Origin of the sequence: Corynebacterium tardum, assembly GCF_046717785.1 — a bacterium.
Lineage (GTDB): Bacteria > Actinomycetota > Actinomycetes > Mycobacteriales > Mycobacteriaceae > Corynebacterium.
The window spans coordinates 1-13615 of sequence record NZ_CP177106.1; the positions used below are offsets into that span (position 1 = coordinate 1).

Below are 13615 nucleotides of genomic sequence, written 5' to 3' on the forward strand. Positions count from 1 at the left end.
ATGAGTTTACAGGCTTACGCGCAGAACGCGCATATTAAAACACCGACCCGTGTCGAGCCAGACCGCGGCGGGCTGGATAACACCCCAGCATCTGCCAGTGACCGCGACCTTTTACGCGAGCATCTAGGCCGCGATGTACTTCACGGTTCAGTCACACGAGACTTTAAAAAGGCCTATCGACGCAACGCTGACGGTACGAACTCGCCGCGTATGTATCGCTTCGAGACTGATGCTTTAGGACGGTGCGAGTACGCCATGCTCACCACCAAGCAGTACGCTGCCGTCCTAGTCGTAGACGTTGATCAAGTAGGTACCGCAGGCGGTGACCCCGCAGACTTAAACCCGTACGTTCGCGACGTGGTGCGCTCATTGATTACTCATAGCGTCGGGCCGGCCTGGGTGGGTATTAACCCAACTAACGGCAAAGCCCAGTTCATTTGGCTGATTGACCCCGTATACGCCGACCATGAGGGCAAATCTGCGCAGATGAAGTTGCTGGCTGCGACTACGCGCGTACTGGGTGAGCTTTTAGACCATGACCCGCACTTTGCCCATCGCTTTAGCCGAAACCCGTTCTACACAGGCAAGGCCCCTACCGCTTATCGTTGGTATAGGCAGCACAACCGGGTGATGCGTCTTGGAGACTTGATAAAGCAGGTGAGGGATATGGCAGGACAAGACCAGTTCAACCCCGCCCCACGTCAGCAGTTTAGCTCTGGCCGAGAACTCATTAACGCGGTCAAGACCCGCCGCGAGGAAGCCCAGGCGTTCAAAGCGCTTGCCCAGGACGTAGACGCGGAAATCGCCGGTGGACTCGACCAGTACGACCCGGAACTTATCGACGGTGTGCGTGTGCTCTGGATTGCCCAAGGCACCGCAGCACGCGACGAAACAGCCTTTAGGCATGCGCTTAAGACGGGACACCGTTTGCGCCAGCAAGGCCAACGCCTGACAGACGCAGCAATCATCGACGCCTATGAGCATGCCTACAACGTCGCGCACACACACGGCGGTGCAGGCCGCGACAACGAGATGCCGCCGATGCGCGACCGTCAAACCATGGCTAGGCGTGTGCGCGGGTATGTCACCCAGTCCAAGAGCGAGGCCTACAGCTGCTCTAGCGCACCCGGTAAAGCCACCAGTAGTGAGCGTAAAGCACTAGCCACCATGGGGCGTAGGGGCGGCAAGAAATCAGCAGAGCGCTGGAAAACAGACCCTGAGGGTAAATATGCGCAAGAACAACGAGAAGCTTTAGTAGCAGCAAATAAGCGCCGGTCTGTTCAAGGCCAAAGCACTCGTGGACGCGTTTTGTCTATCTATGCTCAGACTCTTTTTGATACCGGAAGTGCCCCGACCGCACGGCAAATAGCCGAGGAAATTGGATGCGAACGAAGCACTGTAGCTCGGCATATTTCTGCCCTAAAGAAAGCTGGTCTGATACAGCCTTAGGGTGTGAATGCCGTAAGCAATATACGGTTCCCCTGCCGCTAGGCAGTTATATAAAACCTCACTTGAAGAAAACCTTGAGGGAGCAGGGCAGCTTATATGCTTTTAACATGACTTCCTCTGCTCTCCTAGACCGTGCAATGTGAACTAATTACTCTGCATAAGCCAGGCTTTTAGTTCCTCCTCTGCGTGCTTACAACCACCTGGGTAGTTTTCGTTCAGCTCGTCAGCCACGGAGTCAAAGATTTTCTTAGCGATAGCCTCAGCATGGTCAGGTTGAAGCTGCCCTCTTAAATCATTTAAGGGGGCAGAGAGAGTGGCATAAGGGTTTTGTCTCAGCGGCTAGGGACTTTGCTTGAGGTCAGTGGTCGGCCGAAGCAGATTGTGGAGATTGTGCGGCTCGGCTCGAAGCAGGCTCGTATCCGTGAGTCGTACTACATGCCTGGCGACACTAAATATGTCGAGACGAAAGTGCCGCGTGATCGGGTAATCGAGGATGGTGGCGAGGCCTACCGCAGGCAGGGAAAGTCCAAGTGTGCGACGTACCTTGATCTGATGGGGGAGCCGTCTGCGATGGTTAAGGTTGTTCGCGCCTACAGGCGAAAGTCGGTAGTCCGATTCTTCGAGGGCGAGCAGCGCTTCCCGGAGACTGGCGGTTGGGGAAGAGAAGAAGATGTAGAAACCCGCAACCTGCTTTGGGACGCCGGTAAGTCGTGGGGAAAGCGCCCATCGAAACTTGTCGAGCAGGAAGAGAAAGCAGCGGCGCGCGCTAGTTCCGAAGCGACGCCTGCGTTTACCGAACCGAGCAGGGAGGCACCACAGTCTTCGGTCACTGTTTCCTATATGCGTGTTTCTAGCCAGGGGCAACGCCTCGACCGTCAGGCCGAGGAAATCTACCGGGAAGTAGGCACACCGGATAAAGAATTCACGGACAAGGTATCGGCGGCAGGTCACGCTGATCGTCCGGGACTTGATGCTTGCCTGGACTATCTCCGGGCGGGTGATGTTCTCGTTGTGGCAAGTATCGACCGGCTTGCCCGGTCGATGGTGGATCTGCGTCGCATTGTTGATGCGGTTGTCGATAAAAGCGCACAGGTGCGGTTTGTTAAAGAGTCGCTGGTGTTTGGGGCAGGGAGTGATCCGCGCTCTGATCTGATGCTTGGCATCCTTGGCTCGCTGGCTGAATTCGAGCGGGCCATTATTCGTGAGCGCCAGGCGGAGGGGATCGCCGCGGCGAAAAAGCGCGGCGTTTACAAGGGGCGGAAACCCTCCCTGAGCCGCTCGCAGATTGACCAAGCGCGGCAACTTAAAAGCGAGGGTGTTGCCGTGACAGAAATCGCGCGACGGTTAGGTGTGCACCGCTCGACGATCTACCGGGCGTTGGCCGACTAGTCCTTGTTGTCGCGCTCTCGATCTTCTTGGAGCGCCTGCTCCATAAAACCGAGCGTGATTTCCTCGAACGCATCTTTGATAGCGAGACGCTCGTAGTTGGCAGCGACTTGTTCCCAGTGAATCGTTTCGAGATGTGGAAGTGCGGCCCATAGCGCCATGCGGAGATAGGTGCCTCGGCTTCGCCTAGTGCGTGCGGCGAGTGCGTCGAGGCGTTCGGCTAACTCGGGTTCAACGCGAACGGAGATCACCGGCCCGCGTCCCACCCAGTGTTTCTGTTTACGCGTAGCCATGACTTCACTCCTTGCCTGACGTGACTTTCGCGGTAGTCCGTAAACGATGTTTACATAATGGCGTCAGAAGCACAGGGCAGTTTTCGCGTGTGGTCTCCCGCCCTTTTGTAAAACTTGTTTACACATGGTGCCGGGGTGGCGCTGGCGCGAAAGGCTTCGCCTTCCTTGCCCTCTGATTTCTATCGCCTCTACCGCCAACCTCGGACGCCATACCCGCGCCCGAGGTTCCGTGAAGCGATCCCGCATCCCACCGTAACCCTGTCCGTAGACAGAAAAAGTAGATCCTTGGGACGGTCTTTTAGTATTCGACCGGGTCACGCAGGATTGGGCAGGTCATGCAGTGACCACCACCGCGGCCTCGCCCGAGTTCGGAAGAGCCGATCTCGATGACCTCGACACCAGCATCGCGCAAGAGTTTGTTGGTGTGGAGGTTGCGATCGTAGCCAATGACCACACCCGGCTCGAGGGCGACGACGTTATTCGCGTCATCCCACTGCTCGCGCTCGGTGGCATAAGAGTTGCCACCCGTCGGGATAACCTTCAGTTCTTTGAGGTTAAGGGCCTTGGCAACGACGTCGTTCCAGTGATCGGACTCGGCGGTGACATCGAGCTCGCCACTATCACCCGGCCGGACGGTGATCGGTTGAATGGTGTCCACCACGTCTTTGAATACGGTGATCTTGTCCATGTCAAGGAAGCTGAATACAGTGTCGAGGTGCATGGATGCGCGATTCGGTGCCATGCCGGCGACGAGAACACGCTCAGCTGCGCCCTTCTCGAATAGGTTCTTCGACAGCTGGGAGATAGCCTGCCACGAGGAACGCTCGCCCATGCCGACTAGGACAGTGCCGTTACCGACAGGCATGATGTCGCCGCCCTCGAGGGTGGCCAGGCCGTGAGCTTTGTCGGAACCTCCGTACCAAATTTCGAAATCGGCCACAGCGAAGTCTGGGTGGAAACGGTAAATAGCCTCTTCCAACATAGTTTCCTGTTGGCGAGCGGGCCAGAACATCGGGTTCAAAGTGACGCCGCCGAAGATCCAGGCGGATGTGTCGCGGGTGAACTGCGTGTTGGGTAGCGGGTTGGTGAGGAACTGGGAGCCACTGTGGGCTTTCGCAAGCGCCGAGGTGACCGCGCCATCGAAATCGGACGGGATGTCTTGGAAAGCGATACCACCGATGAGAAACTTGGCCAGCTGGATGCTGTCCATCTCGGACAACCAAGCGCGCAGCTCTCCGTCGACACCTGCGCCGACTAGGTTGGCGGACATCTTGCGCTCGAGGATCCACTCGCGAGCCTCGGGTACGGCCACGGTTTCCTCGAGAAGCTTATGAAGTTCGAGGACGTTTACGCCGCGGTCGCGCATCTGCTGCTGGAAGTTGCGGTGGTCTTCGCGGGCCTTCTCCACCCAGAGGACGTCGTCGAACAACAGGGAAGCCGAGTTAGTTGGCGTGAGCCTCTCGTGGGCGAGGCCCGGTTCGCACACCATGACGGTGCGCAGCTTGCCAACCTCAGACCAGGCACCAACGGAGAACTTTTCAGACATTGTTATTCCTTTCAAATGTGGACCGTGCGGGGTGGTTCGGGTTTCGTTCAGGTTCCGCGCGGTAAGAGTGGGTTAGAGCAGGGAGATGGCGCCGTTTGATAGGCCATAGACTGCGTAGGCGGCTCCAAGAACGAGGACTGCCAGGATAATGTACTCGAAGGGTTTGAGGTACGGGCGTTGGCCGTTTTCTTCTTCGCCCAGATGTAGACAATGATGCCGGGCAAATAGAGCAGGGTTGCCAGTGCCAAATTGCCAAGACCTGCCGCGTAGATGAGCCAGAAACCGTAGAGCGTGGCGATGATCGAGACCGTCAGGTCCTTGGCGCGGCCCCGCGCCATGTCACCGGTGTAAGTCTCACCCCGGCTGGTGACGAGAAGGGCGTAGAGCGCCGACAGGAGGTAAGGAACCAGGATCAGTGCTGCCGAGAAAGTGGCCATCACGTAGTACACATTTGAGGACAGCATTGTTGCCAGCAAGACAACCTGGGTCACGATGTTGGTAACTAACAGGGCGTTCGCGGGGGCATCGTTCTCGTTGAGCCGGCCGAAAAAGGATGGCATCGTCCCGTCGGTTCCTGGGATTTGCATTGTCTCACCGCAGAGTAGAATCCAGGCGAGCAGAGCGCCGAGTACCGAGATGATTACGGCAATGCTGACGAACCAGACACCCCAGGGGCCGACGATCTCGGCGAGTACGTCACCCATGGAGGCATCGGGAAGTTCTGCGATTTCTGCGCGCTGCATGATGCCGAGCGACAGCAAATTGACTAGGACAAGCACGGCGAGGACGAATATGAAGCCAACGATTGTGGCGGTACCGACGTCCTTGCGATTACGGGCGCGCTTGGAGTAAATGGAGGCACCCTCGATGCCGATGAAGACCCATACCGTGACGAGCATCATGTTCCTCGTTTGGTCGACGATGCTACCCAGGCCGGACTGCTCTCCCCAGAAGTCGAAGACGAACAGGTCGTAGTGGAACCCAAAAGCGGCGATGGCGATGAAGGCGAAGATCGGGACGATCTTGGCGATAGTGGTAATGGTATTGATCAGCGTCGCGGTCTGTATACCTTTGATGATAAGCAAGTGGTTCAGCCACAGCAGAACCGAAGCGACGATGATGGCGGGCAGAGTGTTTCCACCCTCGAAAATGGGGAGAAATTTGCCAATGGTCGACATCAGCAGCACGAGGTAACCGACGTTGCCGATCAAGGCGGATAGCCAGTAACCCCACGCTGAGTTGAATCCCATGTAATCGCCAAAACCGGCTCGGGCGTAGGCGTATACGCCGTTGTCGAGCTCAGGTTTGCGGTTAGCAAGAAACTGGTAGACGAAGGCGAGACAGATCATGCCGATGCCGGTGATGATCCAGCCGATGATGATCGGGCCAGCGGCGGCAGAGGCCGCAATGTTTTGTGGTAGCGAAAAGACGCCACCGCCAATCATGGACCCTACAACGAGGCCGATCAGGGCGAGCAGGGAGAGCTTGCCGCTGTCGGGACCAGTGTCCCCGGCAGCACCGGGTGAGGCGCCTCCGGTACTCGGGGCATCCACTTTGGATGATGGCATGGGAATCCTTTCCAAGAAGGCTTGCCACTTGCATCGCCCGCTCCACGGATCCATACATCGGCCATCACGCTTTTATGCGTTCGGTGCAAGTTAAATTTTCTGACATCACGAATGCTACATGCACTGAGTGAGTCTCGCACCGCTGTTGTTCTTGGATATCTCTCTAGCTACAGTTTTCGCAGCAATGAGTAAATGCAACCGTAAATATTCACCGAAGTATGAAAGTGAGTGTATATTTTTGGTCTCAATAGTCCGCGCCGACCATGACTGTCGGCTTGGGGGATTGCATTTTATTGAAGTTATCCAATCATTGGGCAACTAAGGTGCGATAGTTCACAGCTCGCCCTGTCGGCAATCTCTTCTACCCGCGTGTGGGGGTGAAGGGGATGCTCCGCGACTGTTTGCATAAGGTGCAACCCCTTCGCGGCTTGGCGAGCCTCTTGGGGTAGGTGAAGGGAGGTGCTTCCGCGACTACCCGAAGCTAGGCTACGTAAAATATTAAGTTCCCTCACTTAAATGCGGAAGGGCGGATGCTAGCATGACGGCATGACCCCTAACCAGTTGAGCAGTTTCGTTTATTCGAGCGCGCAAGATGTCTTTACGCAGCATAACTTGGATAATCTGCTCATTCCGGCGGAACCCGTTATCGAACGTCCGAAAAATCCAGACCACGGGGATTACGCCACCAACCTTGCCCTGCAGCTTGGGAAGCGCACTGGTGTAGCTCCCCGCGATCTCGCGCAGTGGCTGGCGGACTCCCTCAACCATCACCCGGAGATCGCCGAAGCCTCAGTCGCCGGTCCGGGGTTCATCAACATACGTTTGTCTTCTGCGGCGCAGGGTAGTTTGATCAGCGATGTCATCGTTTCCGGTGACTCTTACGGCGATAGTGACACCTATTCTGGTATTACGGTCAATCTTGAGTTCGTCTCTGCAAACCCGACTGGCCCGATTCACATTGGTGGCACCCGCTGGGCCGCAGTGGGCGACTCCCTCGGACGTGTCTTAGAGGCTAACGGCGCTGAAGTCACCCGTGAGTACTACTTCAATGATCACGGTGAGCAGATCGATCGTTTCGCCCGTTCACTACTCGCTGCCGCAAAAGGTGAGCCCACCCCGGAGGATGGTTACGGAGGTGAGTACATAAACGACATCGCTGGTGAGATTCTCGCACACTATCCGAATGCTCTGGGGAAGAGCGACGCGCAGGAGTTCTTCCGTTCTCACGGTGTAGATATGATGTTCGAACACATCAAGAAGTCGTTACACGATTTTGGTACAGACTTCGATGTCTATTTCCACGAGAACTCGTTGTTCGAGTCCGGGGCGGTGGAACGCTCTATTGAAAAGTTGAAACAGAATGGCTACTTCTACGAGCAGGACGGTGCCTGGTGGCTGAAGTCCACCGATTTCGGGGACGATCGCGATCGTGTAGTGATTAAGTCTGATGGTAATGCCGCCTACATCGCCGGGGATATCGCCTACATTGAAGACAAGATTGGCCGTGGCCACGATCTGTGCATTTACATGCTGGGTGCGGATCACCACGGCTACGTTTCTCGCCTGAAGGCCGCCGCCGGTGCGTTAGGTTATGACCCTGACACCATCGAAGTGCTCATTGGCCAGATGGTCAATCTGCTTAAAGATGGTCAGGCTGTGCGCATGTCTAAGCGTGCGGGCACTGTAATTACCCTCGACGATCTCGTTGATGCCGTCGGTGTCGACGGAGCGCGCTACGCTCTTGTCCGCTCGTCCACCGATACCACGCTGGACATTGACATCGCGGTATGGGCATCCAAGTCAAATGGTAACCCGATCTATTATGTCCAGTATGCGTACACGCGCCTGAACTCTCTTAAGGAGAAGGCCGCCAGACTCGGTGTGAGCTTCGAGGGGGCGGACTACTCCCTGCTTAGCACTGAGCTTGATGGCGAGTTGATCCGCACCATCGCCGAGTTTCCGAAGGTGAACAAGGCTGCCGCGGCGTTACGAGAGCCGCACCGCGTAGCTCGTTACTGTGAGGAACTAGCTGGTGTGATCCACCGCTTCTATGCCCACAACCCGATCTTGCCCAAGGCGGGCGGGGAAGAACAGCCGATCCACAAAGCGCGTCTCGGTCTAGTTGAGGCCGCGTGGCTGACTCTGTCTAAGGGGTTGCACCTGTGCGGCGTGAGCGCGCCGGATCATATGTAGGAGATCGGACGCCGATGAACGAAGACATCACACGCCCAATCCGGCACTACCGCATCACGGCGATCCTCAACCGTAAGCGCGTCAACAGTCAGAATCAGCTCATGTCTTTGTTGGAGAAGGAGGGCATCTCGGTCACCCAGGCGACGCTGTCGCGTGACCTCAACGAATTAGGCGCGAAAAAGATGCGTCCACTCGAGGGGCCCGCGTATTACGTGGTCGATGATGTCCACCCAGCTGGGTTGTCAGCCGACCCGGGGCTGCGGGGCCGGCTGCGGCGTCTCTTGAAGACTATTGCTGTGTCGATGGTGGAGACCGATGCCGGTGTCTTTATCCGTACCCCACCGGGGGGCGCTCAGTACCTCGCTTCCGTCATTGACCTGTCGGGGCAGCCAGAAATCCTGGGTTCTATTGCCGGTGACGACACAATCTTGGTTTTTGCGAAGAAGCCATTCACCATCAGTGAGTTGCTCCTGCTGCTCACCGAACTGGCCGGATTTACCAACGGGCAGAACCCTGTGCGCCCAGACGACTTGCTAGACGAAGGGCGCGCGTCTTCCCCCGCCACACCAACCGATAAGTGAAGTGTCCCCTTATGGGCAGCTTCTACAAGGGAGGGGTGGAATCATGCTTCTAGGTCTCGTCAGGGGTGGCTGCTAGCGTTAGTGCTGGTTCACAATCACGCCCCGCCACCTGTGGTGGGGTGTGGGCGTGACTTCCTCGTCGGTGCGCGGTGTGGCCCGCGCGTGACGTGGGCTGTCCCGCGCGCCCTTTTTCAGGCGAGTGGACAACCCTACGACGCAAGGGGAGGTAGACAATGGGTAAGCACTCATTGGATACACCCGGTCGCAAAAGAAAAGACCTTGACGCCACGAAGCTTAAGCGGCTCGATGTGGCAATCAAGATCATAACACTTGCGACCGTAACAGTGAAGCTCATTGCGGTGATGCTTCACGTGGGTCTTTAGGCCCGAGGGTCTCAACCGAGTACCAGTCGGTTGGGGCCCTTTTTATTGTGCAGCCGCAATTCAAAGGTGAACTGTGCTGTCGTATTTTAGGCTAATGCGCGCGCGGGGGTTTCGCAATACTCCCACACTAAGCCCGTAGACCCGTTTCCTACTACAGGCGGAAAGCTGTGCAGCCGCGTACCGTGTGGGAAAAGATAACTTAGTTCATCGCACAAGAATGAATTACGGTGCCGGTGCTCGCTACGAAGAAGCGAGCACCGAGCAGGCAACTGATCACGTAATCAACTTGGTTAATGAACATTGCCAGGACGTTGAATTAAGCCGCCCAGTGCTTACCGTTCCTCCGGCCGATGACACGCGGATAAGCACCGACGAAACAGACGAAATCGATTACAACTCCACCCGTATGATTCTGCTCGATTAAGGCGGCTTTTCTCTCCCTTACACATGTGCGGCAAGCAAACCCCTGCGTCTGACGACTCCGGGGCGGCCGCGTTGCGGCCGGCTTGCCAGGGAGGGCGCTACGCCCCTCCCCGGACCCCTCCGGGTGTGAACGTAACGGTGTTAAAAACCCGTTACGTTCACGGTTACGAGCACCAGGAGCCGAAGGACTGGTGCCACGGTGAGGGGTTTGCCACGTGAACTTTTACACGCGGCCCATCAGGGCCGCTTTTACGTCTCGTGGCGAAGAGCATAAGACTAATCCGACCACCTTCAGGTGGGCGGATTAGTGACAGCGGGTCACCGCTGTCAGTTGTGTCGGCTATGCCGACTGTCACCCCCTCCTCGGAGGGGGTGACACCACAACTCCTTATGCTCTTTTTGCTGATTTTGCTGCTTGCAGCTACATCCGTATTTTTCTAGGCGAAAACATATAGTGACCTGGGGGTTTCAATGCAGCATTGGAGTGGTTTTACTCCAATTTCAATGGATCATATGATCCATTGGCTTAAACCCCCAGGTCACAGAGGTGTTAATACCCTCATTGATTTCAGCGAGTGACGCAATGAGGTTATATGGGCATGTCTTCTTCTCCAGGACCATAAGCACCGCGTTGCCTATCGCGTTCTTGTGCGTAGTACGTGAGGGGGTTTGTGCCGTCGTGAACGAAGTTCACGACGGAGCCGACGAGCCGTAACCACGGTATTCACATTAGTCACACTATGACCTAAGCCACTAAATTTCCACCTAAGAGTTCAGACGGATTTTAATCCTGAAAACGACCCCACACGTTTCCTAACGCGCGCGGTCGGTGGGCTTGTCTGATGGACTGAAAGCCGGTGTCGGTGATGTCATCCTGACTCGTCGCAACGATGCAAAGTTGGTGACCAGCAACGGCGATGTCGTCCGCAATGGTCAACGCTGGGTCGTTGATTCCATCGGGAAAGACGGTTCCATTACAGCCCGACGGTGTGATGATGATTTAGCCACTGTGACACTAAACCGCGACTACCTCGATAAACACACCCAACTGGGCTACGCCGCTACTGGTCATAGTTCCCAAGGCGCGACCGTCGATGTCGCCCGTGTGGTGGCAGGGGTTGACAACCTGGACAAGGCCAGTGTCTATGTGCCGATGACTCGTGGGCGTGAGGGCAACTTCCTCTATATCGCCGAGACCCAGCCAGGGGACACCGAGACCGGCCACGGCCAGGTCAATCAGGTCGCACGGCGTGAGTCTGCCGAATACGCCCGCGACCTGCTGGTGTCCGCAGGAATGCGCGAGCAAGGAGATAAGACACCCCAGGCACTGTTTGGGCAAGCCAAGCAGGACTGGGAGCTGACCAAACTCGTCAACCAGCCTTCCCAAACGGACACCGATAACCCGTTTGTCGGCACCGAAATGGGCGAGTACATGCGCAGCTTTGCCGCTAAACGTGAAGCGCGCTTTGCTGACTTCCATGCCCGCGCCCAGGCCAACAACGCCGACGAGGTGCCCGAACCGGAATCAAGCAACGAGCACAGCGCTACACCGTCCAATGACGCCGTGGAGAGTATCGACGCCGAGATAGAACGGGTAAACAATCAGCTTGAGACACTGCGCGGTGAGTACGACCAGGCTAACCAGCAGGTTAAACAGCTCGGACAGCAGTATTCCAAGCAAGATGCTGTAGTGCGCGAGTTCGAGGACACGAAGAACTCGAGGGGCTTTTTCGGCAGGCTACGCCACGGCAACAATGACCAGGCCCTCCTAGACGAAGCAATCAACGTGCGCGACAAGGTAGCTGCATCCTATGACCAGGCCGTGGATTATCGTGACAGCTTTACTGTTCCGATTCGCCAGCTTGAGACCGAGCTAGACGAACTGCGCTCCCAACGCAGCGACGAGCAGGGGCTACAGAACTCCCTGGACTTCCTCGACTCACTCGGTATTAGTTCCACGGCAGATGAAGCAATGGTGGCCCGTATCCGCCAGCAAGCCGCCGCAGATAGCGACTACGACAACGACCAAGACAACTGGCTCGATGACACCCCGGAGAACGACAGCCCGGAACTGTAGAAAATTTCGCTCGCCCTTGTGGACTCCGGACATATGGTAAACAATGTTTACGATAGGCAGGGGAAGGACTTACGTCAATGGTTCAAGGACCCCACCCCTCCGGGCGCGTGGTATCTGTACGTATGCCAGAGGACATCATTGAACGCCTAGACACACTGTGTGCTCGCACCGGACGCAGTCGTGGTTTCTACCTCAAGATGGCAGTAACAGCGATGCTGCCCCAATTGGAGGAATACCACTGGGAACACGTCGCTGCGGACTTCGAAGAAAAGAGCATTGAAAACGAGTTTTACCGAATCATGCTTGCTGGACTTTCTGCCGAGTCTGACGATAAAGAAAACTAAAAGCGCTATCTTCCTGCGATTTTACCTCTACAGATACCTGTAAAAATGTATTACTGTAAACCTGTAAAGCAGTATTTACTTAAACCTGTAAAGTGGTAGGGGCAATGATTTATCCACCTAGGAGAAGCCATGATCATTACCGCCATTAACGCCAAAGGTGGCGTTGGCAAGACCACCACAACGATGTTTCTTGCCACGGTTTTCGCCCACCGAGGAAAGACCGTGACCGTGACAGACCTAGACCGGCAGGGCTCGGCACTGGAATGGTCTGAGCGCGCAGAGGATGGAGGAAACCCCTTGCCGTTTGAGGTAGAACTCTCCATCCCCAAGCGCGTCGATAGGCAAGCAGCGCTCGTCGGAGACGATGAGTTCATGTTCATCGACGTGCCGCCAGGAGACGAGAACGCTATCGAATCAGCAATCGCAGTCAGCGACTTCATCATTCTTCCGACCCGTTCTGCTGCAGCCGACCTCTCCCGAGTATGGGAGCTGCGCGACGCAGTCAACGGAACACCACATGCAGTCTTACTGACGTTCGCCAGGAAAGGCACCAGCGCCCTTGACGCGGCACGAGAAGCGCTCGATGAAGAACACATGCCGCACTTTAAAACCGAAATCCCGCTACGCGAAGATATGCACCTAGCGTTCGGATACTGCCCAGGCCCCGACATGCACGGCTACGACCACGTCGCCGACGAACTCATGGAGATGATGAAATGAGCACCAGCAAAGAACGCGCCAGGGCGCAGCAAGGCCCGCGAACCTCGACAAAGAAAACCGCGAAGCTAACCCCAGCAGTAGAGAAGAAAACAGTGCGAAGCGCATTCCACCAACCCACAGGCCGCGACTACGTCAAGAAGATGACCATTGAAATCGACCGCGACCTTCACGCAGAACTCAAAGTCATCGCCGCCCAAAAAGGTGTGACCATCCGCGAGATTGTCAGCACCTACCTCGAAGAATACGTCCACAACAATAAATAAAGGTTTACAGCAATACAGGAATACAGGTTTATGGCACCTGTATTCCTGTATTGATGTATCCCTGTTGCTCTGGATAATTCGCCACCGTATGCGTAAATTTGCGCACGCGTGAGGGTAAATCAGCGCAGTCTGAACTGGGAAAAGTCCGCGTATTGGTAAATATGCGCAGACAGCCCTGTGCAGCTGAAACGCGGTTACGTATGTCTTGCCATATGTCTAGCCATACGTAACCGCAGGTAAAAGGTATATTTTTCGCGTGTCATGGCTAGTAAATAACACCGGTGTCATTTAGAGTCGGTGAAAGACAGTGAAAAACGAAGAAAGCCACCGGGCGGCAACCCGATGACTTTCGCTTATCACCCAGCACATCTCTGGGAGAAAGCACAGCC

At 56.0% G+C, this 13615-nt stretch carries 11 protein-coding genes and 2 pseudogenes; 9 read left to right on the forward strand and 4 right to left on the reverse strand.

The genetic code is table 11. The features are described from left to right. A complete protein-coding gene (locus ACLI1P_RS13155; RefSeq protein ID WP_411709745.1) occupies window positions 1-1449 on the forward strand; it encodes a replication initiation protein in 1449 nt (482 codons plus the stop codon). A gap of 144 nt (window positions 1450-1593) precedes the next feature. On the opposite strand, the pseudogene ACLI1P_RS13160 reads toward ACLI1P_RS13155, so the two are convergent. Then, a pseudogene (locus tag ACLI1P_RS13160) lies at window positions 1594-1782 on the reverse strand (hypothetical protein); the annotation flags it as partial. A 15-nt stretch (window positions 1783-1797) separates the two neighbouring features. Between ACLI1P_RS13160 and ACLI1P_RS13165 the strand changes: the two are divergent. Then, window positions 1798-2838: a recombinase family protein gene (locus ACLI1P_RS13165; RefSeq protein ID WP_411709746.1), complete on the forward strand. Its 1041-nt coding sequence runs from the start codon at window positions 1798-1800 to the stop codon at window positions 2836-2838. Here ACLI1P_RS13165 and ACLI1P_RS13170 read toward each other — a convergent pair. The 3 genes and pseudogenes from ACLI1P_RS13170 to arcD all read right to left on the reverse strand — a co-directional run bounded on the left by ACLI1P_RS13170 (window position 2835) and on the right by arcD (window position 6242). Continuing rightward, on the reverse strand, window positions 2835-3128 hold the full coding sequence (locus tag ACLI1P_RS13170; RefSeq protein WP_208937163.1) for a ribbon-helix-helix protein, CopG family: 294 nt from the start codon (window positions 3126-3128) through the stop codon (window positions 2835-2837). The two genes, ACLI1P_RS13165 and ACLI1P_RS13170, sit on opposite strands and share 4 nt — an antisense overlap. Window positions 3129-3426: 298 nt before the next feature. Further along, on the reverse strand, window positions 3427-4674 hold the full coding sequence (gene arcA / locus ACLI1P_RS13175) for an arginine deiminase (protein WP_208937162.1): 1248 nt from the start codon (window positions 4672-4674) through the stop codon (window positions 3427-3429). 72 nt (window positions 4675-4746) lie between these two features. Then, a pseudogene (gene arcD / locus ACLI1P_RS13180) lies at window positions 4747-6242 on the reverse strand (arginine-ornithine antiporter). A 546-nt stretch (window positions 6243-6788) separates the two neighbouring features. On the opposite strand from arcD, the gene argS reads away from it, so the two are divergent. From argS to ACLI1P_RS13215, 7 genes are all read left to right on the forward strand, one after another. Beyond that, window positions 6789-8435: an arginine--tRNA ligase gene (gene argS / locus ACLI1P_RS13185; RefSeq protein WP_208937160.1), complete on the forward strand. Its 1647-nt coding sequence runs from the start codon at window positions 6789-6791 to the stop codon at window positions 8433-8435. A 14-nt stretch (window positions 8436-8449) separates the two neighbouring features. Then, a complete protein-coding gene (locus ACLI1P_RS13190; RefSeq protein WP_208937159.1) occupies window positions 8450-9016 on the forward strand; it encodes an arginine repressor in 567 nt (188 codons plus the stop codon). A gap of 600 nt (window positions 9017-9616) precedes the next feature. Then, complete coding sequence (locus tag ACLI1P_RS13195) at window positions 9617-9823, forward strand: hypothetical protein (protein WP_208937158.1); 207 nt, start codon at window positions 9617-9619, stop codon at window positions 9821-9823. A 1008-nt stretch (window positions 9824-10831) separates the two neighbouring features. Next, window positions 10832-11899, forward strand: coding sequence for a hypothetical protein (locus tag ACLI1P_RS13200; RefSeq protein ID WP_411709744.1), 1068 nt, complete (start codon window positions 10832-10834; stop codon window positions 11897-11899). A 77-nt stretch (window positions 11900-11976) separates the two neighbouring features. Further along, complete coding sequence (locus ACLI1P_RS13205) at window positions 11977-12243, forward strand: ribbon-helix-helix domain-containing protein (RefSeq protein ID WP_208937156.1); 267 nt, start codon at window positions 11977-11979, stop codon at window positions 12241-12243. A gap of 129 nt (window positions 12244-12372) precedes the next feature. Beyond that, window positions 12373-12963: a ParA family protein gene (locus tag ACLI1P_RS13210; RefSeq protein ID WP_208937155.1), complete on the forward strand. Its 591-nt coding sequence runs from the start codon at window positions 12373-12375 to the stop codon at window positions 12961-12963. Further along, window positions 12960-13226 (forward strand): hypothetical protein, encoded by a 267-nt coding sequence (locus ACLI1P_RS13215; RefSeq protein ID WP_208937154.1) that lies wholly within the window; start codon window positions 12960-12962, stop codon window positions 13224-13226. Before ACLI1P_RS13210 ends, ACLI1P_RS13215 begins: the two co-directional genes overlap by 4 nt. The last annotated feature ends 389 nt before the right edge of the window (window positions 13227-13615 follow it).

Coding starts and splice junctions, on each gene's coding strand:
- ACLI1P_RS13210 (WP_208937155.1), top strand. CDS start 12,373: ATGATCATTACCGCCATTAACGCCAAAGGTGGCGTTGGCAAGACCACC.
- arcA (WP_208937162.1), bottom strand. CDS start 4,674: ATGTCTGAAAAGTTCTCCGTTGGTGCCTGGTCTGAGGTTGGCAAGCTG.
- ACLI1P_RS13155 (WP_411709745.1), top strand. CDS start 1: ATGAGTTTACAGGCTTACGCGCAGAACGCGCATATTAAAACACCGACC.
- ACLI1P_RS13205 (WP_208937156.1), top strand. CDS start 11,977: ATGGTTCAAGGACCCCACCCCTCCGGGCGCGTGGTATCTGTACGTATG.
- ACLI1P_RS13190 (WP_208937159.1), top strand. CDS start 8,450: ATGAACGAAGACATCACACGCCCAATCCGGCACTACCGCATCACGGCG.
- argS (WP_208937160.1), top strand. CDS start 6,789: ATGACCCCTAACCAGTTGAGCAGTTTCGTTTATTCGAGCGCGCAAGAT.
- ACLI1P_RS13195 (WP_208937158.1), top strand. CDS start 9,617: ATGAATTACGGTGCCGGTGCTCGCTACGAAGAAGCGAGCACCGAGCAG.
- ACLI1P_RS13215 (WP_208937154.1), top strand. CDS start 12,960: ATGAGCACCAGCAAAGAACGCGCCAGGGCGCAGCAAGGCCCGCGAACC.
- ACLI1P_RS13170 (WP_208937163.1), bottom strand. CDS start 3,128: ATGGCTACGCGTAAACAGAAACACTGGGTGGGACGCGGGCCGGTGATC.